This is a genomic window from Lactobacillus juensis (assembly GCF_036246285.1).
Lineage (GTDB): Bacteria > Bacillota > Bacilli > Lactobacillales > Lactobacillaceae > Lactobacillus > Lactobacillus juensis.
Map to the genome: position 1 here is coordinate 665,678 of NZ_BTTS01000001.1, position 23,190 is coordinate 688,867.

Sequence of the window (23,190 nt, forward strand, 5' to 3'; positions counted from 1 at the left end):
TTATTTATATGCCCATTTCTGCTTCCACTACATCGGTTATTCTTTTAACGTAAGCGTCAGTTTCCTCTTGAGTAGGTCCTTCAGCCATCACCCGCAAAAGCGACTGTGTACCGGAAGGACGAACTAATACCCGTCCTTCATCACCCATTTCATTTTCAACTTCTTTAATGACGTCTAAAATTGGTTGGTGCTCTTTCCAAGATTTTTTATCTTTAACCGGAACATTAACGAGACACTGAGGATATTCCTTAAAATCAGTCAATAATTCTGTCAAACTTTTTCCAGTTCTTTTCATTACCAACATTAGATGTAAGCCAGTCAACATGCCGTCACCTGTATTATGATAATCACTCATGATAACATGACCTGACTGCTCTCCGCCTAAATTATAACCGTTTGTTCGCATTTCTTCTGAAACATACCTGTCGCCAACTTGGGTACGAACATTTTTAATACCACGCCTTTGTAATGCCTTAGTAAAGCCCAGATTACTCATTACAGTAGTGACAATGGTATCTTTTTTTAGTCGGCCGCCATCTTCCATATAGCTGCCCAGAATATACATGATGTGGTCTCCATCAACTTCGTGACCATTTTCATCAACAGCAATGCAGCGATCAGCATCACCGTCAAATGCAAGGCCAAGTTGTGCGCCCTGTTTTACCACTTCTTCCTGCAATTTTTTGGTATGAGTAGCACCAACATGATCATTAATATTCAAGCCATCAGGATGAGTAGCAATAGTAGTGAAATCAACGCCGCAATCCGCAAATAACCGCGAAATCAAACTGCTAGCAGCACCGTTAGCACCATCAATAACCACTTTGATACCACCAAGGTCTTCGGGAATAGTATTTTCAATAAATTGCAAATATTTGGCACTGCCTTCATGAAAGTCAGTGACTGAACCCAATCCTTTAGCAGAAGGTCTAGGCAAATTATCTTCTGGAGCATCAATTAGTTTTTCAATTTCGCCTTCCATTTCGTCTGACAATTTCAAACCATCACTACCAAAAAATTTAATACCGTTATCATCCACAGGATTATGTGAAGCGGAAATTTGAACACCGGCATCAGCGCCCTGAGCGCGGACTAAGTACGACAAACCAGGGGTAGTAATTACACCAACTTCTAAAACTTCAATCCCAACGGAAAGAAGTCCGGATATCAAAGCGTATTCCAACATTTGCCCCGAAATTCTGGTATCACGAGAAACTAAAACTTTTGCCTGCTCTTCCTTAGCTTTATTTTTGGTTAAAACATAACCACCATCACGACCCAGTTTAAAAGCCATTTCTGGAGACAAATCTTGATTAGCCACCCCACGTACACCATCAGTGCCAAAATATTTCAACATTAGTAAACAACCTTTCTATCTTAATTATTTTTATTTTTTGAATCGTTTGTATTTTCCACTTTTACATCAACAGTAATCTGCCTGGGATTTGATCTCACAACCCCATCAGGTAAATTAAAAGTAATTGTTTTGGTAGTAGAAGTTGTAATAGTTCCCAGGTCGACCGGAACTTTTAAATGCTTCACCTTAGCCAAGTCTTCTTCACTACCATATAAAGTAACATACTTAGTTTTAGCAGTTAGAGAATATATTTTATTCATTTTCTCATGTTCTGGCTCAAGCTTTATTTTAACCGCTTTTTTGGCCGTTGTAACGGGAATTGATACTTTAGCCGTTGCGGGATCAATGACTACGTTTAGTTGCCTGCCTTTATGATCTTCGGCTATTAAATTGACCTGCCGCTCATAAGTGTGGTCGATCCCATTTGGTAAAACTACTTTAGCTACTATTTGGTCAATTTGGTCTACTTCAGAACGAGCTCCCGTTACCTCAACCTGCTGCGGATAAACACTAGAGTGACCCAGTTGATAGCCATGAGCAACAGCACTCTTATTATACTCTATTTGTATAGGCATTGTAGTAGATTTTCGTCTTTGAATATCAACTTCAACACTACGAGGATTAATCGAATAAGATATTTGCCTGTTAATACCGTTAACATGAATTTTAACGTTATGTTTGCCAATACTTTTATTAGTCAAATCAATGTAGGCTCTGAAGTTTTGGGTATTAACAGTTGAGGTAACCAGTGCAGTTGAACCTTCAAGTGTGACGCTCACTTTCTCAGGATAGCCAACTACATAATACTTATCAGTATCAACCGAAACTTGGAGGGGAACCTTAATGGTTTGGGTTTTATTTGCAGTTTGCCTTGTTTTTTCTGCTTGTCCTTGAGATAAAAAACCGCCCTGAGTAGAGTTAATATAAATGACCAGTAAAACAGCTATCAACAAAGACACTAACTTAATAAACCAAGACTTTTTCCAAAATTCTCTCATCGATCAGCACCCCACTTCCAGAGCTTGCGGATAATTTTTTGATACCACTTATCGTTATCATTTTTCTTTGGAACCAATTCTGCATTGAGATATTTTAGATATTCATCACGAGTTAAATCAACCATAAAACGACCATTACGGGTAATTGTAACCCCTCCAGTTTCCTCTGAAACAACTACAGTAATTGCATCCGTCACTTCGGAGATACCTACAGCAGCGCGATGGCGTGTTCCCAGTCTTTTGGGAATCATACTGTTATCTGAAAGTGGCAAATAGGCCGCAGCAACTGCAATTTGATGATCATTGTTGATGATAACCGCACCATCATGTAACGGAGTATTGGGAATAAAAATGTTAATTAGTAATTCCCCCGTAACATCTGCATTTAACTTAATTCCAGTTTCAATATAATCTTCAAGACCGGTTTCCTGCTGAATTGTAATTAAGGCTCCAATTCTTCTTTTTGACATGTACTGAATAGCTTTATCAAGCTCATTAATAAATTTGATTGATTCATCCCGAGCACTGTCCTCACGTCCACCAAAAATAGGCAAACGACCCAAATGTTCAAGTCCACGTCTGATTTCTGGCTGAAAGATCACTATAATACCTACTACGGACCAGGAAACGATTTGATCAATTAACCAGGTAGTAGCATGCAATTGCAAGATGCCAGCAATAATGCGTACAAGAAATATCAGCACAATGCCCTTGGCCAGTTGAACAGCTTTTGTTCCTCTGATCAAAACCACCAGGTGATAAACAACAAACCAGATAATTAGAATATCAAGAATTGTTGAAAAGGTGCTCCAAGTAAAAATATGGGTCCCAATATTTTGCATAAATTCTCCTTCCCATTATGTGTAAACATAATACTTTAATCATTGGGCTTACCAATAATTCTAACTTCTGTTTGTAAGTCAAGTCCAAAACTTGACTTGATTTTCTTTTGAATTAAATGAATTAAATTTAAGTAATCCGTAGCAGTGGCTCCACCTTTATTCACGATAAAACCAGCATGTTTAGTTGAATCTTGAGCACCACCAATTTGTTTTCCTTGAAGTCCTGCCTTAATAATCATAGGTCCAACATAATGACCAGCTGGGCGCTTGAAAACACTCCCACATGATGGATATTCTAGGGGCTGCTTATACTTACGCAAAGCGTTGAGATAATTCATATTTGCCAAAATTTCCCTTTTATTTCCATTTTTTAACGTAAAAGCTGCTTCTGTTACAATATCACCATTTTCTTGCACCAAAGAGTGACGGTAGGAAAATTTCATTTCTGCTTGAGAATAATTTTTATATTCGCCTGCTCGTGTCAGCACTTTTACACTTTGGACTACATTGCAAGTTTCTCCTCCATAAGCACCAGCATTCATGAAGACTGCCCCACCAACACTGCCTGGTATTCCAGCTGCAAATTCCATACCACTTAGACCATGATGAGCAGCAGTAAAAGCCGTATCAACGATAGTGGCTCCTGCTTGGGCAATAACGCAATTTCCTTTAACTTTTATTTTTTCCATCTTGGTTAAAATTATAACCAAACCATCAATTCCACCATCTCGAATAATTAAATTGGAAGCATTACCTATTACCGTTAAGGGAACATTATTTTCATTAGCAGTAATTACTAATTTCCTTAATTCACTGTCATTACGAGGAAAGGCGAGAAAGGCAGCTGGTCCGCCAGTTTTAGTAAATGTGTACTTACTAAGCGGAACCTGCTTTTTTATTTCAATACCATTTTGGGCTAAATCCGCTAATTTCAAAACAAAAATCCCCTTTTTTACTAATCTTTTACTATTTTACCGCATTCAGTTAATTGCTTCATCATATGTTATACTAAAATTAAAATTTAAAGGAGATAAAATGAATTTCATCGCGATGGATTTTGAAACAGCCAATCGGCATCCAGAGAGTGCTTGTTCTTTGGCACTGGTGATGGTACGGGACAATCAAATTATAGATCGTTTTTACACGGTAATTAATCCGCAAATGCCTTTTGATGCGCGCAACATTCAAATTCACGATATCACTGCAGCAGATGTCAAAGATGCCCCAACGATGGCTGAAGTTTGGCCTAAAATTAAGGATTTATATCAACCGGGAATGTTAGTTACGGCTCATAATGCCCGCTTTGATACTAATGTCATGAGGCAGAGTTTGGCACGCTATGATATACCTGAACCACACTATTTTGTTATTGATACTTTACGCACCAGCAAGTTATTTGAACCCAAATTACCTAACCATAAACTCGACACTGTTTCAAATGCTCTTGGCGTAGAATTATGGCACCACCATAATGCGTTAAGTGATAGTGAAGCATGTGCCGGTATATTAATAGCGCAGGATAAACAATATGGTGACGAAGCGCTGAAAAACTTGGTTTACCAAATATAGCATAAAAAATAGGGCCTTTTAGGCCCTATTTTTAACTTACTTTTTCTATAATCTTTTCTGCCCACTTTTCATTCCTACGGCCTTTTGGCACGAATTCAACTACTCGCTTAGTCGAATTCCAGCTATCATCTACTCTTTTGATAATAATTTGTAAATATTCTTCAGGTAGTTGCTCTTGCACAATTTCCGGCCATTCAATCACAACCAGGCCGGGTTCTGCCATATAAGCACTTAAATCAATTGATGATAAATCATCATTTTCCAAACGATAAAAATCCATATGAAATAAAGGAAGTCTAGCCTCAGGGTATTCTCTAACGATGGTAAACGTTGGACTTTTCACAGGTCGTTTAATTCCCAGTTCCCGACCAATACCCTGAGTTAAGGTTGTTTTACCTGCTCCCAAATCACCATTTAACAGTAACAAATCATGGGCTTGTGCAGTTTGAGCTATAACTGCACCTAAATGTTGCATTTCCTGTGTCGAATTGACATCAAGCTTCATTTTCTTCATCCCTTATTAGTGCTTGTGCAGCAGTTAAAACGGCAATATTATAAACATCTTGCGTATTTGCCCCGCGCGAAAGATCATTAACAGGTTTGCGCAATCCCTGCAAGATAGGCCCAATAGCCGCAAAGTTGCCAAGGCGTTGAGCAATTTTATAAGAAATGTTACCTGACTGCAATTCAGGAAAAATAAAAATATTTGCTCGTCCCTTAATGACAGATTCCGGAGCTTTTTTAGCAGCTACTTCGGGCACAAAAGCAGCATCAAATTGTAACTCACCATCTGCAAGAATATCTGGATGTTGCTGTTTAAAAATTTCTACAGCTCGTTCAACTTTGGTAACCGTATCTGCCTGGGCTGAACCTTTAGTTGAAAAGCTTAAAAATGCGACTTTAGGATCAATATTAATCATTTGTGCAGTTTTAACTGACTGATACGCAATTTCAGCTAAAGTTTGGCTATCTGGATCTAGATTAATTGCACAATCAGCAAAAATATATTTTTCATCGTGCCGCTCCATAATAAAGCTGCCAGAAACTCGTTTCATTCCTTTAGCGGTGTGGATCAGTTGCAAAGCCGGTCTTACCGTTGCAGCAGTCGAATGAGTTGCTCCTGAGACCATGCCGTCGGCCAGACCCATTTCAACGAGCATAGTGCCAAAATAATTTGGATCCTTTACTATTTCTGCTATTTCAGTGGGGGCAACTTTTTTCCCTCGTGCATTGATAAAGCTCTGCACCATAGCTGCCTTGTTCTCATAGTGAGCTGGATCAATAATCACTAACTCCCTAAAAGTTAAATTTTGTTCTTGTACCAACCTAGTAATCTTTGCAGAATTGCCTAATAAAAGGGGCTTGACAACATTATCCAAAGATAATTGGCTGGCTGCGTTTAAAATGCGGAGGTCATCTCCTTCAGGAAAAACAATCTGATACTTTCTGTGTGACTTTTGTACTTTATTTTTTAATAAATCAAAAACGCTCATTTACTTCCTACCTATGCTAAATCTGCTTGTGTAACTTTGGCCGGTAATTGCCAATCAATGGGAATTTCGTTAAAATTTTTTAGTGCTTCGTTGCAACGTGAAAAAGGTCTTGAACCAAAAAATCCTCTGTCTGCGGAATACGGACTTGGATGAGCTGATTTAATCACAAAATTTTTATCTTGGTCAATCAAAACGATTTTATTTTGAGCATAGCGACCCCATAGTATGAAGACCACTTTGCCGCGATCACTTAATGCCTTAATTGCGGCATCAGTCACTTCTTCCCAGCCCTTTCCCTGGTGACCATTTGCGTGACCGTATGGGACCGTTAAAACAGCATTTAATAGCAAAACTCCCTGATCTGCCCATTTTTTTAAATAACCATGATTGACGGGTCTACAACCCACATCATCATAAAGTTCTTTATAAATGTTTTGCAGAGAAGGTGGCAATTTTACACCGGGATTAACTGAAAAACTCATCCCTGTTGCCTGACCAGGATTATGATACGGATCCTGTCCCAAAATGACTACTTTAGTATTTGCAAATGAAGTTAACTTAAAAGCGGTAAAAATATGATACATATCAGGATAAATCTTCTTTGTCGCGTATTCTTTTTTTAAAAATTCATGTAATCGCTGATACTTTTCACTTTTAAACACTGGAGCTAATATTTCGTCCCAGTCGTTCCCAATAAATTTTTTCATTACCTAAACAGCCTCTCTTTCATTAACTTTTATGTTATCATGAAATTAATAATGAAAGTGGGACAATTAATACTTTTAATTTCTCTTAATTTTCATGTGTAGTTGATGAAGATTAAAGGTAGGGTTTTCTTCATATATGTTAATATGTAAATAATCATTTAAACAGCAAAATTGGAGGAGGAGTAATTTTACCATTGATTAAATTAGTAGCTTGTGATTTAGACGGAACTCTTTTTAACAGTGATATGGCTATTTCGGACAAAAATGTCGCTGCAATTCATGCAGCACAAAAAAACGGTATTGAATTTTTAGTGGCAACCGGACGTGCACCACGACAATCTCGTAAAACCATGCATGATTATGGTCTTAAAACTGGCTTTATCAACATTAATGGTGCATTAGTCTATGATGCAGATGCCAATTTAAAGGTAAAGCATAAACTGCCAAATGAAAAAGCCAGCCTCATTTCAAAAATCCTTAGGAAAAATAATATTTATTTTGAATTAGTCACTGCTGAAAAGATTTTCTCAACGGATACTAGTAAACGAATAGTTAATTTGGCTCGTTCCTTAATGTTACTTGATCCCAAGGCTAATTTTAAAAAAGCAGTAGCTACTGCTGCAGGTAGTGATGCTATGTTGAGCATGACTTTAGTAGACGATTATGATCACTTATTGACAAATCCCAAGATTGAAATCATGAAAATTATTGCATTTGATGGACGCGGACAAGCTGCTTTTACTCAAGCTAAAAAAGAGATCAATGCTTTAGGTGACGTTGTTGTGACTTCAAGCTCTGCTGCGAATATTGAGATTAATGATGCTAAAGCACAAAAAGGACCTGCGCTTCTTGATTATGCACGTCAAAAAGGTATTAAACGTGAAGAAGTAGCTGCTATAGGCGATAATTTAAATGATGCCAGCATGATTAGAGATGCAGGAACAGGGGTGGCTATGGCAAATGCTGTTCCTGCAATAAAAGAATTAGCACAAGTCAAAACTAAGTCAAATAATGAAGATGGAGTCGCACATGTTTTAAGAAAGTTTATCAAGGATAATGCAAAAGAATAGAGGTGCTTAGATGCGCTACTTACTCGAATTAACTCAAAAACAGGAATATGGTCAAATTCCTGTAGCCAACAGGCAGAATAAAATTCAGTATATAATTCAAGGCAATTTAGATAATCCTAACCATACTCTGTACTTGAAAAAAATTAATGGTGAAGAAATCGGACGTCTTTATACTGATGGCAATGGATTTATTTCCTCCTACACAATTGACGTTATCAACCATTCCTTAGTAAAGGTTAAACGCTTAAACAATAAATTAGCAAATCTTTTTTATATTACTAGGTTAAATTACATAGTTTCTGGCAGTATCAAAAAAGGAAGTTATAAGTTCCTCTTTGGTATCAAAAAAGTCGCAACAGTGCGTACTGTTGTTCAAACTGAAGGGGTGGTCCTCATTTGCGACATTGAACGGCCTGAAGACGTTCCTTTTATTTTATTATGTGCTACTCTTTTTACCCAGTGGCATACTACACCATTGAGACTGCCAACTTTTCCACCTATTGGTCGTAAATATAATGTTAACTTTAATTAATATAGTTACCAGTTAATCAGACAGACTTTGCTGGTAACTTTTTTCGCTTAAAACTAATTTAATGACAAATTTGTAAAAGTTAAATCGGCAATTTCTTCGGCGCGATGGGAAACTACTACTGCCGTTTCTACTCTTCCAAGTAATTTCTGCAATAATTTTTGTGCTGTTTTTAAGTCAATGCTCGAAAGGCTTTCATCAAAAAGGTTAATTTTACAGTTTCGACAATTTCCTAAATTTCTTTAAAATCCCTTATTAGATTAATAAAGAGCATATGCCTTGGAGTTGATTCTATAGCAAATCAAAAAATTCCTGTAAAAACAGGAATTTTATTTATATATATAATAGTTACCCTTTTTGGTAATAGTTGTCTATAGTCTGTCGTATTTTTGCTGCACTTTGAGCAATATCTTCAACAGTTCCTTTTGTAAGGGCACTACCAATTCCCAAGACTTCAGCTCCTGCATCAAGCCATTCATGAATATTGTCAACATTTATTGATCCTGATTGGAGAACAGGCATCCACGGTATTGGTGTCTTGATTGTTTTTATGACTTTAGGGCCTTCAATTCCTGAATATGGAAACATCTTGATAAATGTAGCACCTGCACGCATTGCTGTGACAGCTTCAGTTACAGTTGTACAACCAGCAGCGTAAGGAATCTGATACTCATTTGCAATTTCTGCAACTCCTTTATCAAACATCGGTGAATATAAAAATCCGGCATCATGTGAAATTGCATCTCTGGCGGTTGGAGCATCAAGAACGGTCCCGGCTCCAACTAAAACTTTTTCTCCGAGCTTTTCGTGTACCAAGTCAATCGCTAATGGTGCATCGTTATTAGTGTAGCTCACCTCCATAACATCTATTCCACCTCGACTTATTCCTTCAGCCACTTCTAAAACTCTTTTTTTTGGAGCCCTAACAACAGCTAAAGCACAACTATCTAAAATTCTTTTCATGTTATTAAATTTACGCATTTTTTCTCCTATTTGAAATTGTATTCAACAATAAGTTCTTTTATTTCTTGATTCAAGATTACGCTTGGTGCTACCTCAGGTTTTCTAGCATCACCTACATTAGCTATTCCAGCAAGTGTTACTGCACGTTTTAAAACTGATGGTACTGGAGCTTTATGCATTATTTTTCTTAATGGGTTAAGACTTTCTTGCATCTTTTCTGCCGTTACATTATCTCCTGAACGCAGAGCATTATTTAGCGCGACTACATTTTTAACTAATAAATTGCTTGTACCTGCAATTGCTCCGGTAGCTCCTTTTCCAAACGCATAAGAAATTTTAGAATCAGAGCCAATTAAAAAATGTAAATTTTCATGTTTTTGTACCACTTTTAAGTAAGCATCTATGCTTTCTTTATTGCCACTACTATCCTTAATCCCAGCCACGTTTGGAATTGCAGCTAATTGGTCTAAAATTTTCGGATTAATATTGTTTTGCGTGTTTCCGGGAATATTGTATAAGATAATTGGAATTTTAACGCTTTCAGCAATTTGCTTATAATAATTATAAATATCTTCATCACGTAATTTGAAAAAGTAAGGAGTAATTACTGAAAGGGCATCAGCTCCTAGTTCTTCCGCTTTTCGAGATAAGTACACCGCTTCATTAGTGCTACAGGATCCTGTACCTACATAAACCGGTACTCTGTGATTGACATAATTAATGACATGAGAAGCAAACTCATTTCTTTCTTTTATAGTAAGAACATTGAATTCTCCATTGCTTCCCAACGGAAATATCCCATTAACACCATTTTTTATCAAATAGTCGATCAGTTGATCAGTTGCCTGATAATTAATAGTTTGCGTTTCATCATCATTAAATGGAGTCACTATTGGCGTAATAATTCCGTTAAACATTTTTATTGTTCTCCTCCAATTTTTCATTTGTAATCACTACTGAGTCTTGGCCTGTTTTATGCTCTTCAGCAGTTAACTTAGCTAAATTTGTTTCTCCACTCTGAATTTTTAGATAAGCATCAATGAGCATTGGCAAATTTAAACCTGTAATAACGTTCATCTGAAATTCTTTAGTTAAGGCAGTCATTGTATTGGATGGAGTACCACCAAAAAGATCAACAAAACATAATATTTGTTCATCTTTATTTTTATTCAAACTATCTCTTGCTTCATTCACAAAATCCTCAAAAGACATTCCGGGCATTAACGAAAGTGATGTAATTTTCGAGATATCTCCTACAAGCATACTTGCAGAGTTAATAATTTCTTTGCCAAAGTTACCATGAGTAGCTACCACTATTTTTATTGCCACTCTTCTCACCTCCTAAGTGTCTTTAACATGAAATTAGTGGAATATTCACATGTCCTTAACTCAGCTTCTTTAGTTCTGGCTGCAGTGTGTGCTGTTAAATAAAAATTCGGTTGACTTAACAACTGATCATTCTTAGCAGGAGGCTCACTGCTAAAAACATCAAAATAAGCACTTCTGATCATATTTTTCTTTAGTGCATCCAATAAAGCTTCTTCGTTGACAATACCACCCCTAGCAGCATTTATTAAACAAGCACTGCGTTTCATCTTTTTAAATTCATTACTATCAATTGTGTTTCGAGTTTTTTTGGTTAATGGCAAATGTAACGTTAAGTAATCAGAATTTTTCAAAAGTTCATCAAAAGAAACTTGTTTAATACCAAAAACTTTTTGAGTTTCAGGATCAATATTAAAAATGTCGTGAACTAGTACAGTCATTCCTAACTGGCTTGCCTTTTTTGCTAAAATTTTACCAATTGCTCCGAAGCCATCAATGCCCAATACTTTTCCCTCAATTTCAATACCGGTAGGCTTGTCCCACTTTCCAGCTTTTACTTTAGAAAATGTATCAAATAAATTTTTGGCATCTGCAAATATAAAAGAAAGAACATGCTCAGCAACCGAATTAGAATTTGAACCTACTGTCCTGCCTATTTCAACTTTTTTCTTTTTTGCTTCTGTTACATCGATGTTATCAATACCAACACCAAATTTGCATATAGCTTTTAAATTGTGAGCCGCATCAAGAACTTCACTGTCAACCTTATCAACACCCACTATGATTCCATCTGCATCCGTTGCTTTTTCTTTAAATTGTTCATATGAATATTGAGCACCGGTTTTGTTATAGTCTACCGTAAAACCAGCATCGATTAGTTCTTGAATATATTTCTGGCCCACATTTGCAAAACCCCTTGGAGTTATTAAAATTTTCATTTTATACCTTTCTAAGCCATAATTCCTGTTGCTGTTAAAATTATGGCTAAAATCATTGTTACCAGCAGAATTCTAATAAATTTCGGTCCTTTTTTATCAATATAAAAGTACATACCCATCGTTAATAAAAATGGCAACATACCGGGAAGTATCTGATCTAAAATCTGTTGAATACTCACTCCACCAGCTTTTAATGCAATTGGAAATTTTACGTAAGATGCTGATAAACAACCTATCATAAACAGTCCCACAATACTTGCTACATCAATAACTCTTTGAAGTAACCCAGATTTCAGCAGCTTCATAACAGAATTACGACCTAACTTATAACCTTGATTTATCAAGAAAAATGACCAGCAATAACTCCAAACAAGGTAGATAATACCGGGAACAAAAGCTGCCCAAACTGCACCTTTTAGGGCCATAGGAACAAAAATTGCCAGCGGAATTGTTGCAACAATACCTTGATCTACACTGTCTCCTATCCCGGCCAAAGGCCCCATTAAACCGACTTTCAATGACTCTATCATTTCAGGTGTAACATTCTTGTTTCCCTGGGCCCTTTGTTCTTCCAAAGAAATAGTAATGCCGTGAATGATACTTCCCCAATCACAATTGGAGTTAAACATTTGTACATGACGAATCATTGCATTTTGATATTCTTCGGGATCATCACGATAAACTTTTTTTAGTATATGACTGATCGAAAAACTAAATGCCAATGCCTGCATTCTATCAAAGCTAACCGGTACTTCTACCGCTAAGCACCACTTTGCCCATGCCTTAACTATATCTAGTTTAGTTATTTTTTTAGCTTTTTCTTTTAAGCTATCCATTTTTATACCTCCTCTTTTTCTTCAGCATCATCATTTTGTTGTAACAATGAGAAAATTAAAGCGATTGAAATTGCAAATACCGCTCCCGTTAGCATTGAAAATTTCATAGTGGCAAACATAAAATATCCTAAAACAAAGAACGGAATATATTTTTTCTTTCCCATAACAACAATTGTTAAGGCAAAGCCAAGGGCTGGAAGCATCATTCCTGCATTATTCAAACCATTCATCAGCCATACTGGAATAATGTTTACAAATGCTTTTAATACTGATGGACCAAATAAGGTAGCCACAAATACTGGAGTGAAATATAAAACAAAGTTACAAGCCCAAGGAATAAGAAACTCCCATTTGTTAACTGCATCAAACTTTTTTTCAGAAATAAGTTTGTCCACTCTGGTATTAAAAAATGAGTTAAAAGTCCTGCGTAGGTTATTAATTAAGACTCCTAATACACTGAAAGGAACAGCTAAAGCAACAGCTGCTCCTGGTTTAATACCACTTAAAATTGCTGCAGGGACTGCTATACATGTTGCTAAACTTTGGTCTGCAGGAATATTCCCTCCGGCTTCAATACCGCCCATCCACATTAATTGAATGGTAGCACCATATAACAAGCCAGCTTGAACATTACCATATATTAAACCAATTAAAGTTCCAGTAACTACAGGCTTTCTTAAAGCATAGGCAACATAATATTCTGCTCTGCCCATGCCCAGCCAATACAAAATACCAACTAAAATAGCCTTTACAATCATTTTCTTATCCTCCCTTTAAAGCTTTTTCAAAGCTTCATCAAGTTCTATTGATGGATAATCAGGTGTTGTTTGAAGATAAATATGAATGCCTTTTTGCTCCATTTCCTTCAGCTTTTGTCCATCTTCTAAATTAAGTGTGATTGCATTGTTTACTGCCTTTCTGTCCTTACCTCCGCCTAAGCCACCAATTTGAATTTCATTCAGTTTGAAACCCTTCATAACAGCTTCATAAATTGAGGGCACAGTTTTAAAAAGCAATAGACAATGTCTTTTATCAAAAGCATCTTCCTGCTGTGCTTTTATTGCTTCATCTACTGAAAAAATTTTGATTTTAACACCTGCTGGTGCAGCCATTTTGAAAACTTCTTGCATGAACTCGTCATTACTCAATGCTGTGTCGATAGCATCAATTTCATTGATATCACACTGTTTAATCCATCTTGTAATAACTTGGCCATGGATCATTCTATAATCTACTCTCGTTAATCTTACTGACATTATTTTTCCTCCTTTTACTTCAATGATATTTGAATACGCTTTCAAAATGTACGTAATAAAGTACAAAAATATTAGAAATTATTTGTGCATTTGTACGAATACAAATTTCTTTATTCTTATTAAGCTAACAATAAAAAAAGATAAGGAGGAATTGATAATGACAAAAGCAATTGAAACTATGAAACGAGTTTTAGACAATGAATCAGAAGCAATCGAGCAAGTTAACAAGCAAATTGCAAAAAATATGAATGACTATCAAGCAGTAATAACAGCTTGTCAAAATTGCCAAGGAAGAATAATTTTTATGGGAGTAGGTAAAACAGGACATATCGGTCAAAAATTGGCTGCAACTTTTTCCAGCCTAGGAATTCCCTCACTTTTCGTACATGCCGTAGAGAGTATGCACGGAGATCTAGGTATGATTACTAAAAATGATATTGTTATTATCTTGTCAAATAGTGGTGAAACTAAAGAGACTCTCGCACCTATAAAATTTATTAAAGAAATTGGTGCAAAAACTATAGCAATGACAGGTGGTGCGACTTCAACCCTAGCCAAAGAGTGCGATTACAAATTAATAATTCATGTTAAAAATGAAGCTGACAATTTAAATTTGGCACCAACTTCCAGTTCTACGGCTGAACTAGCAGTCGGTGATGCATTGGCTTGTGCTTTATCTGAGAGTAAAAATTTTACTAGAAAGGATTTTGCTAGTTTTCATCCAAATGGTGCTTTAGGAAAGGAGTTATTTGGAGACAAAAGCTGATTGTTTTTAAGACACAATATAAAAGAAAAAGGGTTCGCAAATACTGCTACATCGGTATTTACGAACCTTTTCTATATTCTTTAATTTTAGGTCAATTTTTAAATATTTAATTGCCCTACAGTTTGCTAAATGGACCATAATTCTTGTCTTCATACGGTGTTGTCTGAAAGTAGAATTTGGCTCCTAATTTCTTGCATAATTTAATTAAGTCTAAATCTGAAGTAGCAAATTGCTTGTCTAATCCAGCCATTGTTAATCTGCTGCTTCTGTATGGAACTTGAATATCTTTATATGACATTCCCTTTTTAATTGATTTTAAAAGAGTTTCATAAGAACTAAAGACTAAAATTATATTATACTTTTTACTTGTTTTTTTTAATTTATTTAGCGTGGAGTTCAAAGATTCACTTGAAACTATTTTTAATTCTTTATTTTCAGGAATTCCCAGTTTTAGGATGTTATAGTAAAATCCATTAATATGTTCGTTATCATCAACTATTAAAAAATAATTTATATTTAAAAATCTACTCCATGTTAAAACAATTGTTGAATGCAAAAGTCGATTATCAACTCTGACTAATTTTACGTTTAATGACATTTTATTTACCTAATTTTGATATATTTTATGTAATTTAAGAAAGAACCAACAAAAACTTTATTTTGAAAATTATTTCGGATATTAAATCCAAAAATATTTTGTTCCAACTTATTAATTCGGTACAATAATGTATTTTTATGAATAAACATTTTTTTCGCAGTAAGAGATAAATTAAAATCACAATTAATCAAATTTTCCAAAATAGACTTTACTTGTTTCAAATCCATATTTTCTTGCTCAATTTTTTCAATGTAATTATCAAAAGGATTATAAAATTCCTTACTGGTCATTATTAAGTACGTCAAATAATAATCTTTAAAAAATACTACAGAACCAATTTTGGGAGTAATATAATCCTTTAGCCAAAGTGCTTGCAAGTAGCTTTGTTCATAATCATTAATATTATTTACTAATGTGCCTACATAAAACGTTGTATTTTCTAATCCCCAATCTTCAAGATCTTTTAGCATAGCTGTTAAAAATTCTTCATAGCCATCAAATTGTTTATTATTTATGTGCATAAATAAAATGATGGTATTTTCATTTATTTCAGAATAAAAAGTTTGATTATCATTAATCCTATATTTTAAATTAATTAGTACATCACTAGCAAATGGATGTAAATTCACACAAATTATTGGAATTCGATAAATATTACTTTTTAATAAAACTTGTTTCATCAAGGATAAACTAATGTTTATACTATTTCCATAAATAATCGATTCTATCAATTTTTCATTTGCAGAAAGAATTCTATCCCTTTGTTGCTTTTCTTTTTCCAACTCTATTCGAGTTTTAAAAGTTTCAAACAATACAGAGCCAACATCATCCAAATATTTATATGCTTCTCTGGTTTTTACCACCAAGTAACCATAAAAAATATCCAAAACTTCAATTTTATATATCGCAACGTGTGAATTATTTTTATGTAAAAGCTTTAAATTAAGATCTGATGTATCTTCTTGACTACTATCGATTAATTGACCTTTGGTATCAAACAAGCTAATAGAAATATTTGAATCCTTTTTAACCACTTTCTCGAAATCTTGAAAAATAGCTTTTAAATCCATTTTTTATTCCAGTTTAACCTTTAAAATAACCTATTCATTCAACCTTATTTTCTGTAATCACAATTTTCAGTGAAACAGTATAGCACAAGGAGTTGAAAAATGCTGAAAACTTTTAGTCATTCAATAATTCTTTTACCAGTAAATCTGACAACAACTTGTATCCTTCTGTTCCAAAATGCAAGCCATCATTTAATTGTCCCTGACAAAGAGTTTTTAAGTCACCATGTTTAATCATAGCTTGAAATAGGTTAATAAAATGCAAATTATAAGTTTCGGCTAGCTTTATTAATTCTGCAGTATAAATAGCTATTTCATGATTGTTTCTCTTTTTTTGTCTGGTCTCATCAACTGCAGGTGGCGAAATTAAAATTACATTCTGCGGATAATATAAACAAATTACGCTGGAAATTATGAGAGACATATTTTTACTAAATTGTGTAAGAGGAACTTTTTTGTGCAGGGCCAAATCATTAGTTCCCAAGAGTAAAATTAATTTGTCACAACGCTCAACTTTTAACACTAAATCTGGCAATAATGCGTAAAATGCTCCTGAGTTAATACCAGAGACTGCCGTATTAACTAAATTTGTGCCTGGCATTTTTTCTTTTATTTCTGCATTAATACGCGGTTCTTTTAAGCCTTCTTTGCGTGCAATAATGCTATCCCCTGTTAACAGTAGTTTCACGACTACCTCCTAACTTTTCATAAAAAAACTGCAATCACAAAGAGTTGGGACTACAGCTTAATATCTTAACGTGGATTAATTTTACTATACTTCATGTTTTTAAATTCATGAGCACTATACTTATTGGTTAAAGTTTTAGATTTAAAGCATTGATTTATTACCAACCCATTTTGTTGATTACCTTGAAATAAAATTTTATGATTTTTACCAGCTAATTTTTCATTTTTGATTGTGAAAGCAAAACCGTTTTTAAAAGATTTCTCTTGAACTGGGCTTAGAATAATCCATTTATTACCATTTATTTTTTTAGTTGTAACACGCATGTATTTAGCAAGTTCATTTTTATTACTCTGTTTCCATCCATTAGGCATTTGCCAGGGATACTTTTTTGTCCCTTTAACAAAACCTGTTTTCACAACTTTAACATAATCATTTGCCCAAGGAGTATTAAAAGCAGACTTGTGGATAAACATGGGACTCGGTGTAAGATTATTGTTGCTAAACCACTTGCCCCTCCATGATTGTGGAAACTTGAAATCCCTTTTAAAGCCATACTTAGTTTGATTACTGATTTTCTTAACGGATTTTTACACCTTAGTAGTCTGAGCATGATTTGTCTGGCTAACAGTAATTCCACCTGTCGCAACTAAAGCAATTATCATTGTTGTCCAAATGGCAGTTTTACGAAGTTTCAGAGTATTGCCTTTCTTACTAGAACCGTTTTCTTGTATTATGGACACGCATTGTCTTTAATGCAAGCGATATCTTTGAGAATAAATAAAAAAGCCACTATGAAAGTGACTTCGATTACTTAGGAAAAATGCATGAAATTACCATTCTCCGTATCTTTTAAGCTCTTTAGGCTTATGACCTCCATATTTTTTAGCCAGCTTGCGCGTTTTCCAATAAACATTAGTAATTCTAAATGAAGAGGTAGTTCTATCAATTAAAACCTTATGTCCTTTGTAATGATATAAGCCAAGACTCTCACCAGATAAAACCGGACTTACCCACGGATACAAGGATATATATTTTATCCCCTTATCTTTTTTAAACTTTACTGGATAAACTACTCTTAACCAGTTTCGAGCCGCCTTGGGTATTTTGGTACCTTTAAAATTAGCTTCTTGTTTATGCAATGAATGCCCAGCAATTGTGTGGGCAGTAATCTTAATCTTATCAACTTTCTTTGCTTTAATGCCATTGATGTCGAAATACTTGCCATACCATGTGCCGCGCATTTTTTTAGGTACAGTAAATTTTCCTAAGTCTCCCTTAACATGTTTTGCGTCTACAGTATTACTAAAACCAGTAAAATTGTTACTATCTTGAATACAGAATCCTAAAATTAGCACACCCAAGAGTGCTACCAATATTTCTGCTAGTTTAAAATTAACTTTCTTTTTCATTTCACTGCCTCATTTTATTATTTATATATTCATTACTTATGAATTTATAGTATTTTATATTTTATTACAAATCAAGCATAAAATAATTATATTTTTCGGTTAAACAAAAAAGTTTCTGCAAATTGATGTGAACCCTAAAATTAGGACACTTTATATTAGCTATTAACTGAGGACTAACTGCCGATATTCAACCGGAGTTAGTCCTTTTAGTTTGATTTTGATTCTTTTCTGATTGTAATACTCAATGTAGTCTCTGATTGCGTCTTCCAGTTCAGTGAGATTTTTAAACTGCTTTTCAAAGCCATAAAACATTTCGCGTTTGAGTATCCCAAAGAAGCCTTCCATTAACCCATCATCAAGCGAATTGCCCTTGCGTGACATTGACTGGCTAATGCCATGGTTTTTCAGCCACGCTTGAAACTGACCATTTTGGTATTGCCAGCCTTGATCGGTGTGGAAGATCAAGCCATTCAGTGCCGGATGCTTGCGCCAAGCTTGCCTTAACATGTCCATGGTCTGCTTAAGATTAGGGCTGCGGGAAATAGTATAGGAAACAATCTCTTGGGTGCAGCCGTCAATGATCGGTGATAAGTAAGTCTTTTACCCCTTGAGCTTAAACTCCGTCACATCTGAATACCATTTGTGATTGGGGTAAACCGCACTAAAGCTGCGTTTAATTAGGTCAGGCTTAATCGGACCCTGAGTGCCACGATAGCTGTTGTATTTGTGCCAGCGTTTACTGACTATGCCAAATAATTTCATTTTGTTCATTAAGCGCTGCACCTTTTTATGGTTGACTAGTAAACCGCGACGTCTTAGTTCTGCAGTAATGCGGCGATAACCATAGCGGTGCTTGTGTTCTTCATAAATAGCTTTGATTTCAGCCATTATTTCTCGATTATCCTGCTCTTTATCCTTCTTCTTTAAAGTGTAGTAGTAATTACTGCGGGATAGATGGGGCAGATCAGGATTGGCATTAATGGTATCAAGAATAAAAGTTACGCTGACTTTAAGCTCGCGTCTTAGTTGGGTAACTGCCTGGGCTATTTCCGCGGCTTGCAGTTCTTGGTCCGCTGGTCGACTAAGACGCTCAATTTTTTTACAAATTCGTTCTCGATTTTCAGCTTTAAGTTCTGCTGGCGTAAGCGCTCGTTTTCTTGCTTGAGTCGATGATTTTCCTGTTTGATCAGCTGCTCTCTTTTGGTCATGGGGCGGTCGTCCTCTCTGCTTGTTAACGATATTATACCCATTTTTACGGTATTCGCGCAGCCAATTGTACAACATGCCACTACTTTTTAAGCCCAAGTCAATAGATACTCGACGGGCAGGCTCATGGTCAACTATGATTCGCTTGAGAGCTTGCTCCTTAAAATTACTGGTATAAGCAGTGAAAGGCTGATCTAAAATGGCTAGACCGTGACGGTCAATTAAAGCTAACAAGTAACTAATATTAGTCCTGCCAACCTGATAACGCTGACTTAACTCAGTAGAACCGATTTGATAATCATGCCAAAGATGATAGATTTCAATTTTATCTTGTTTAGATAATTTAGACATAAAAATAACCCCCAAATTTGTCCTAAATTTGGGGGTCATATCAAATCGCAGAAACTTTTTGCTAAATTACATTTAAAACTAACCTTGATAGTTTACTAATTCTAAGAATGAATCAGGCTTAAGTGAAGCACCACCAACTAAACCACCATCAATGTCTGGTTTAGCCATTAATTCTTTAACATTGCCAGGATTTACTGAACCACCATATTGAATTCTAACGTTCTCAGCAGTTTCTTCGTTGTACAAATCCTTGACAGTATCACGAATAGTCTTGCACATTTCTTCAGCTTGATCTGAACTGGCAGTCTTACCAGTCCCAATAGCCCAGATTGGTTCATAAGCAATAACTAAACTAGCAACTTGATCGGCTGATAAGCCGGCAAGGGCAGCCTTGATTTGACTAACAACCCAATCTTCTTGCTTATTAGCTTCACGTGTTTCAAGTGATTCACCACAGCAAATAATTGGGGTAATGCCATTAGCAAATAAAGCCTTAGCCTTCTTATTAATGTCGTCGTCTGTTTCGTGGAAGTAACCGCGACGTTCAGAGTGACCAATAATGCAGTAATTCATGCCCATTTCTTTTAAAACTTTGGGTGAGGTTTCACCAGTAAAGGCACCCTCATCCTCAAAATAAGCATTTTCTGCACCGACACGCAATTCAGAGCCGTTTGCGGCTTGAGCTAAACTTTCAAGATCAACAGCTGGAGCACAAATCAGAGCTTCAACTTTACTTGCTTCTGGCAACTTGTCCTTTACAGCAGCAACAAATTCCTTTGTTTGCTTAGGATTCATATGTAATTTCCAGTTACCAGCAATAATTGGTGTACGCATGTAAATAATGTCCTTTCTTAAAGTTTACTTGTCTGAAATGCAGGCAATTCCTGGTAATTCCTTACCTTCAAGGTATTGTAAGGATGCTCCACCACCAGTAGAAATGTGGGTAATCTTAGGAGCGATACCAAGTTGCTTAGCGGCTGCTGTTGAGTCACCACCACCAATAATAGTAGTAGCGTCGGTTAAATCAGCAAGAGCCTTACCAACTTCTAGAGTACCTTCAGCAAAGTTTGACATTTCAAAGGCTCCCATTGGTCCGTTCCAAACGACTGTCTTGGCATCTTTTAAAACATCTTTGAACTTGGCAACAGTCTTAGGACCGATATCAAGACCCATCATGTTTTCCGGAATGTCATCACCGACAACTTTACGAGCAGCATCATTTGAAAATTCAGTTGCTGCAACATTGTCAACAGGTAATACAATTTTGCCATCAGCGTCTTTCAACAATTTCTTAGCAAGGTCGACTTTATCTGGTTCAAACAATGATTTACCAATTTCATGACCTTGGGCTGCTAAGAATGTGTAAGCCATACCACCACCAATTAAAATGTGGTCAGATTTTGGAATAAGGTTAGTGATAACATCGATCTTATCTGAAACTTTAGCACCACCCAAGATAGTAACAAATGGATGGACAGGGTTAGCAACAGCATCGCCTAAGAACTTGATTTCTTTTTCCATTAAGAAACCAGCAGCAACAGGCTTGCCGTCCTTCTTCATGGCTTCAGCAATACCAACATTGGAAGCATGGCTTCTGTGAGCTGTACCAAAAGCATCGTTAACATACATGTCACCTAATGAAGCCCAGTATTCACCCAGTTTAGGATCATTTTTGCTTTCACGCTTGCCAAAGTCATTGTCAATATCTTGGAAACGAGTGTTTTCTAAAACAGCAACATCTCCGTCTTGCATCTTGGCAACGGCATCTTCAACTTCTTTACCTTCGTTAGTTGGAATAAAAGTTACAGGTTTCTTCAAAAGTTCGCTTAAACGTTCTGCAACTGGTTTTAATGACAATTCTTTCTTATCGTCATCAGACTTTACACGGCCCAAGTGACTAAGCAATATTGCCTTACCACCATTTTCAATAATGTATTTGATAGTAGGAAGTGCAGCAACAATTCTGTTATCATCTCCAATAACACCATCTTTAATTGGCACGTTAAAATCAACACGGACTAAAACCTTTTTGTCTTTTACATCAAGGTCAGAAACAATTAATTTAGCCATCTATATCCTCCGATAACTTAATTATTTTAATTTTGAAAAAAAGGCGGAAGGAAGAATTTCCCTCCGCCTTCTCTTTCACCACTTAACAGTAATCAAATATTACAGATTAAAGAGTAGCAAATTTCAACAAAGTACGAACCATTTGGCAAGTGAATGAGTATTCATTGTCGTACCAAGCAACAGTCTTAACTAATTGATTGTCACCGGCAGTAGTTACCATAGTTTGAGTTGGGTCAAAGATTGAACCAGCAGTCATACCAACTACATCACTTGAAACGATTTCATCATCGTTGTAAGCAAATGATGGGCTTTCGTACTTCTTCAATGCTGAGTTAACTTCGTCAGCAGTAACTTTCTTGTCAAGGATTGAAACTAATTCAGTTAATGAACCATCAGTAACTGGAACACGTTGTGCGTGACCGTTAACTTTACCGTTCAATTCTGGAACAACCAGACCAATAGCCTTAGCAGCACCAGTTGAGTGAGGAATAATGTTAACTGCAGCAGCACGTGCTGAACGTTTGTTACCACCACGAACAGGTCCGTCCAAAAGCATTTGGGTTGAAGTGTAAGCGTGAATAGTAGTCATAGTAGCTACCTTGATGCCAAATTCTTTTTGCAAAGCGTCAACCATTGGTGCTAATGAGTTAGTAGTACATGAACCAGCTGAAACGATCTTGTCGTTAGCATCTAAAGTGTCATCGTTTACTGAGTAAACAATAGTCTTTAAGTCATTACCAGCAGGAGCTGAAATCAAGACTCTCTTGGCACCTGCGTCAAGGTGAGCTTGTGACTTAGCCTTGCTTGTGTAGAAACCAGTACATTCAAGAACAAAGTCAACACCATCATTCTTAACCCAAGGAATGTTTTGAGCTTGAGGTTCTGCGTATACACGGTATTTCTTACCATCTACAACGATTGAATCTTCAGTAGCTGAAACTTCGTGGTCAAAAGTACCATGAGTTGAGTCATATTTTAACAGGTGTGCTAAAAGTGCTGGGGTAGTCAAGTCGTTAATAGCAACAACTTCAATATCCTTTGACTTCTCGCCCAAGTCCATAATGCGACGGAATGCCAAACGACCAATACGGCCAAAGCCGTTAATACCAATTTTAACTGTCATATTCTAAAGTCCTCCTTAAGAACTATGT

Annotated in this window: 27 protein-coding genes and 1 pseudogene; 4 read left to right on the top strand and 24 right to left on the bottom strand. The window is 36.0% G+C overall.

The features are described 5' to 3' along the window. Positions 1-4 precede the first annotated feature (4 nt). The 4 genes from glmM to murB are packed head-to-tail and all read right to left on the bottom strand — an operon-like array spanning position 5 to position 4,132. On the bottom strand, positions 5-1,357 hold the full coding sequence (glmM, locus tag AAA926_RS03130) for a phosphoglucosamine mutase (RefSeq protein WP_338211842.1): 1,353 nt from the start codon (positions 1,355-1,357) through the stop codon (positions 5-7). A 20-nt stretch (positions 1,358-1,377) separates the two neighbouring features. Beyond that, complete coding sequence (locus AAA926_RS03135) at positions 1,378-2,355, bottom strand: CdaR family protein (RefSeq protein WP_198180794.1); 978 nt, start codon at positions 2,353-2,355, stop codon at positions 1,378-1,380. Next, positions 2,352-3,197: a diadenylate cyclase CdaA gene (gene cdaA, locus AAA926_RS03140; RefSeq protein WP_198180795.1), complete on the bottom strand. Its 846-nt coding sequence runs from the start codon at positions 3,195-3,197 to the stop codon at positions 2,352-2,354. The genes AAA926_RS03135 and cdaA overlap by 4 nt, the downstream gene beginning before the upstream one ends. A 35-nt stretch (positions 3,198-3,232) precedes the next feature. After that, the gene (gene murB / locus AAA926_RS03145; protein ID WP_338206598.1) at positions 3,233-4,132 is read right to left on the bottom strand and encodes a UDP-N-acetylmuramate dehydrogenase; all 900 of its coding nucleotides are present in this window, start codon (positions 4,130-4,132) and stop codon (positions 3,233-3,235) included. Between the two features lie 100 nt (positions 4,133-4,232). Here murB and AAA926_RS03150 point away from each other — a divergent pair, with 100 nt between their 5' ends. Further along, complete coding sequence (locus tag AAA926_RS03150) at positions 4,233-4,766, top strand: 3'-5' exonuclease (RefSeq protein WP_187154423.1); 534 nt, start codon at positions 4,233-4,235, stop codon at positions 4,764-4,766. Positions 4,767-4,797: 31 nt separating this feature from the next. Here AAA926_RS03150 and tsaE read toward each other — a convergent pair whose 3' ends face one another. Genes tsaE through AAA926_RS03165 form a run of 3 tightly spaced genes read right to left on the bottom strand, consistent with a single transcriptional unit; the run spans position 4,798 to position 6,966 of the window. Then, on the bottom strand, positions 4,798-5,271 hold the full coding sequence (tsaE, locus tag AAA926_RS03155) for a tRNA (adenosine(37)-N6)-threonylcarbamoyltransferase complex ATPase subunit type 1 TsaE (RefSeq protein ID WP_338211843.1): 474 nt from the start codon (positions 5,269-5,271) through the stop codon (positions 4,798-4,800). Beyond that, complete coding sequence (gene pta / locus AAA926_RS03160) at positions 5,261-6,259, bottom strand: phosphate acetyltransferase (protein ID WP_338211844.1); 999 nt, start codon at positions 6,257-6,259, stop codon at positions 5,261-5,263. Before pta ends, tsaE begins: the two co-directional genes overlap by 11 nt. An 11-nt stretch (positions 6,260-6,270) precedes the next feature. After that, complete coding sequence (locus tag AAA926_RS03165; RefSeq protein WP_198180799.1) at positions 6,271-6,966, bottom strand: uracil-DNA glycosylase; 696 nt, start codon at positions 6,964-6,966, stop codon at positions 6,271-6,273. Positions 6,967-7,160: 194 nt separating this feature from the next. Between AAA926_RS03165 and AAA926_RS03170 the strand changes: the two genes are divergently transcribed. Further along, a complete protein-coding gene (locus tag AAA926_RS03170) occupies positions 7,161-8,036 on the top strand; it encodes a Cof-type HAD-IIB family hydrolase (protein WP_338211845.1) in 876 nt (291 codons plus the stop codon). Positions 8,037-8,046: 10 nt separating this feature from the next. After that, entirely contained in the window at positions 8,047-8,568 is a 522-nt protein-coding gene (locus AAA926_RS03175; protein WP_198180801.1) for an LURP-one-related/scramblase family protein, read from the top strand. A gap of 345 nt (positions 8,569-8,913) precedes the next feature. Here the strand turns inward: AAA926_RS03175 and AAA926_RS03180 are convergent, their stop codons facing one another. Genes AAA926_RS03180 through AAA926_RS03210 form a run of 7 tightly spaced genes read right to left on the bottom strand, consistent with a single transcriptional unit; the run spans position 8,914 to position 13,884 of the window. Further along, positions 8,914-9,546 carry a beta/alpha barrel domain-containing protein gene (locus tag AAA926_RS03180; RefSeq protein ID WP_338211846.1) on the bottom strand — a complete coding sequence of 211 codons (633 nt, stop codon included), beginning with the start codon at positions 9,544-9,546 and terminating at the stop codon, positions 8,914-8,916. A gap of 8 nt (positions 9,547-9,554) precedes the next feature. Beyond that, the gene (locus AAA926_RS03185; protein ID WP_338211847.1) at positions 9,555-10,445 is read right to left on the bottom strand and encodes a dihydrodipicolinate synthase family protein; all 891 of its coding nucleotides are present in this window, start codon (positions 10,443-10,445) and stop codon (positions 9,555-9,557) included. After that, positions 10,438-10,857, bottom strand: coding sequence for a PTS sugar transporter subunit IIA (locus tag AAA926_RS03190; RefSeq protein ID WP_338211848.1), 420 nt, complete (start codon positions 10,855-10,857; stop codon positions 10,438-10,440). Before AAA926_RS03190 ends, AAA926_RS03185 begins: the two co-directional genes overlap by 8 nt. A gap of 5 nt (positions 10,858-10,862) precedes the next feature. Then, the gene (locus tag AAA926_RS03195; protein WP_338211849.1) at positions 10,863-11,792 is read right to left on the bottom strand and encodes a phosphoglycerate dehydrogenase; all 930 of its coding nucleotides are present in this window, start codon (positions 11,790-11,792) and stop codon (positions 10,863-10,865) included. An 11-nt stretch (positions 11,793-11,803) separates the two neighbouring features. Continuing rightward, positions 11,804-12,628 (bottom strand): PTS system mannose/fructose/sorbose family transporter subunit IID, encoded by an 825-nt coding sequence (locus AAA926_RS03200; protein WP_338211850.1) that lies wholly within the window; start codon positions 12,626-12,628, stop codon positions 11,804-11,806. Positions 12,629-12,630: 2 nt separating this feature from the next. Further along, positions 12,631-13,386: a PTS mannose/fructose/sorbose/N-acetylgalactosamine transporter subunit IIC gene (locus tag AAA926_RS03205; RefSeq protein ID WP_338211851.1), complete on the bottom strand. Its 756-nt coding sequence runs from the start codon at positions 13,384-13,386 to the stop codon at positions 12,631-12,633. A 15-nt stretch (positions 13,387-13,401) separates the two neighbouring features. Then, the gene (locus AAA926_RS03210) at positions 13,402-13,884 is read right to left on the bottom strand and encodes a PTS sugar transporter subunit IIB (protein WP_338211852.1); all 483 of its coding nucleotides are present in this window, start codon (positions 13,882-13,884) and stop codon (positions 13,402-13,404) included. Positions 13,885-14,041: 157 nt separating this feature from the next. Between AAA926_RS03210 and AAA926_RS03215 the strand changes: the two genes are divergently transcribed. Next, complete coding sequence (locus AAA926_RS03215; RefSeq protein ID WP_370466771.1) at positions 14,042-14,650, top strand: KpsF/GutQ family sugar-phosphate isomerase; 609 nt, start codon at positions 14,042-14,044, stop codon at positions 14,648-14,650. 115 nt (positions 14,651-14,765) lie between these two features. Here the strand turns inward: AAA926_RS03215 and AAA926_RS03220 are convergent, their stop codons facing one another. The 10 genes and pseudogenes from AAA926_RS03220 to gap all read right to left on the bottom strand — a co-directional run bounded on the left by AAA926_RS03220 (position 14,766) and on the right by gap (position 23,162). After that, the gene (locus AAA926_RS03220; RefSeq protein ID WP_338211853.1) at positions 14,766-15,248 is read right to left on the bottom strand and encodes a PTS sugar transporter subunit IIB; all 483 of its coding nucleotides are present in this window, start codon (positions 15,246-15,248) and stop codon (positions 14,766-14,768) included. A 5-nt stretch (positions 15,249-15,253) separates the two neighbouring features. Beyond that, positions 15,254-16,318, bottom strand: coding sequence for a PucR family transcriptional regulator (locus tag AAA926_RS03225; protein WP_338211854.1), 1,065 nt, complete (start codon positions 16,316-16,318; stop codon positions 15,254-15,256). Positions 16,319-16,430: 112 nt separating this feature from the next. Then, positions 16,431-17,003 carry a GDSL-type esterase/lipase family protein gene (locus AAA926_RS03230; RefSeq protein WP_338211855.1) on the bottom strand — a complete coding sequence of 191 codons (573 nt, stop codon included), beginning with the start codon at positions 17,001-17,003 and terminating at the stop codon, positions 16,431-16,433. 65 nt (positions 17,004-17,068) lie between these two features. Next, on the bottom strand, positions 17,069-17,419 hold the full coding sequence (locus AAA926_RS03235; protein ID WP_338211856.1) for a hypothetical protein: 351 nt from the start codon (positions 17,417-17,419) through the stop codon (positions 17,069-17,071). Positions 17,420-17,590: 171 nt separating this feature from the next. Then, positions 17,591-17,743, bottom strand: a complete 153-nt coding sequence (locus AAA926_RS03240; RefSeq protein ID WP_198180805.1) for a hypothetical protein — start codon at positions 17,741-17,743, stop codon at positions 17,591-17,593. A gap of 90 nt (positions 17,744-17,833) precedes the next feature. Next, on the bottom strand, positions 17,834-18,412 hold the full coding sequence (locus AAA926_RS03245) for a hypothetical protein (RefSeq protein WP_338211857.1): 579 nt from the start codon (positions 18,410-18,412) through the stop codon (positions 17,834-17,836). Between the two features lie 162 nt (positions 18,413-18,574). Then, positions 18,575-19,969: pseudogene (locus tag AAA926_RS03250) on the bottom strand (IS3 family transposase). A 78-nt stretch (positions 19,970-20,047) separates the two neighbouring features. Beyond that, complete coding sequence (tpiA, locus tag AAA926_RS03255) at positions 20,048-20,803, bottom strand: triose-phosphate isomerase (protein WP_338211858.1); 756 nt, start codon at positions 20,801-20,803, stop codon at positions 20,048-20,050. Positions 20,804-20,827: 24 nt separating this feature from the next. Then, a complete protein-coding gene (locus AAA926_RS03260; protein ID WP_338211859.1) occupies positions 20,828-22,039 on the bottom strand; it encodes a phosphoglycerate kinase in 1,212 nt (403 codons plus the stop codon). Between the two features lie 106 nt (positions 22,040-22,145). Next, positions 22,146-23,162: a type I glyceraldehyde-3-phosphate dehydrogenase gene (gene gap, locus AAA926_RS03265; RefSeq protein ID WP_046331890.1), complete on the bottom strand. Its 1,017-nt coding sequence runs from the start codon at positions 23,160-23,162 to the stop codon at positions 22,146-22,148. Between the last annotated feature and the right edge of the window lie 28 nt (positions 23,163-23,190).

Bases quoted from the DNA above. Each gene is read 5' to 3' on its own strand.
- gap (WP_046331890.1), bottom strand. From the start codon at position 23,162: ATGACAGTTAAAATTGGTATTAACGGCTTTGGCCGTATTGGTCGTTTG.
- AAA926_RS03185 (WP_338211847.1), bottom strand. From the start codon at position 10,445: ATGTTTAACGGAATTATTACGCCAATAGTGACTCCATTTAATGATGAT.
- cdaA (WP_198180795.1), bottom strand. From the start codon at position 3,197: ATGCAAAATATTGGGACCCATATTTTTACTTGGAGCACCTTTTCAACA.
- AAA926_RS03210 (WP_338211852.1), bottom strand. From the start codon at position 13,884: ATGTCAGTAAGATTAACGAGAGTAGATTATAGAATGATCCATGGCCAA.
- AAA926_RS03215 (WP_370466771.1), top strand. From the start codon at position 14,042: ATGACAAAAGCAATTGAAACTATGAAACGAGTTTTAGACAATGAATCA.
- pta (WP_338211844.1), bottom strand. From the start codon at position 6,259: ATGAGCGTTTTTGATTTATTAAAAAATAAAGTACAAAAGTCACACAGA.
- AAA926_RS03200 (WP_338211850.1), bottom strand. From the start codon at position 12,628: ATGGATAGCTTAAAAGAAAAAGCTAAAAAAATAACTAAACTAGATATA.
- AAA926_RS03245 (WP_338211857.1), bottom strand. From the start codon at position 18,412: ATGAAAAAGAAAGTTAATTTTAAACTAGCAGAAATATTGGTAGCACTC.
- AAA926_RS03175 (WP_198180801.1), top strand. From the start codon at position 8,047: ATGCGCTACTTACTCGAATTAACTCAAAAACAGGAATATGGTCAAATT.
- AAA926_RS03205 (WP_338211851.1), bottom strand. From the start codon at position 13,386: ATGATTGTAAAGGCTATTTTAGTTGGTATTTTGTATTGGCTGGGCATG.
- AAA926_RS03165 (WP_198180799.1), bottom strand. From the start codon at position 6,966: ATGAAAAAATTTATTGGGAACGACTGGGACGAAATATTAGCTCCAGTG.
- AAA926_RS03220 (WP_338211853.1), bottom strand. From the start codon at position 15,248: ATGTCATTAAACGTAAAATTAGTCAGAGTTGATAATCGACTTTTGCAT.
- AAA926_RS03195 (WP_338211849.1), bottom strand. From the start codon at position 11,792: ATGAAAATTTTAATAACTCCAAGGGGTTTTGCAAATGTGGGCCAGAAA.
- glmM (WP_338211842.1), bottom strand. From the start codon at position 1,357: ATGTTGAAATATTTTGGCACTGATGGTGTACGTGGGGTGGCTAATCAA.
- AAA926_RS03135 (WP_198180794.1), bottom strand. From the start codon at position 2,355: ATGAGAGAATTTTGGAAAAAGTCTTGGTTTATTAAGTTAGTGTCTTTG.
- tsaE (WP_338211843.1), bottom strand. From the start codon at position 5,271: ATGAAGCTTGATGTCAATTCGACACAGGAAATGCAACATTTAGGTGCA.
- AAA926_RS03150 (WP_187154423.1), top strand. From the start codon at position 4,233: ATGAATTTCATCGCGATGGATTTTGAAACAGCCAATCGGCATCCAGAG.
- AAA926_RS03225 (WP_338211854.1), bottom strand. From the start codon at position 16,318: ATGGATTTAAAAGCTATTTTTCAAGATTTCGAGAAAGTGGTTAAAAAG.
- AAA926_RS03180 (WP_338211846.1), bottom strand. From the start codon at position 9,546: ATGCGTAAATTTAATAACATGAAAAGAATTTTAGATAGTTGTGCTTTA.
- AAA926_RS03260 (WP_338211859.1), bottom strand. From the start codon at position 22,039: ATGGCTAAATTAATTGTTTCTGACCTTGATGTAAAAGACAAAAAGGTT.
- tpiA (WP_338211858.1), bottom strand. From the start codon at position 20,803: ATGCGTACACCAATTATTGCTGGTAACTGGAAATTACATATGAATCCT.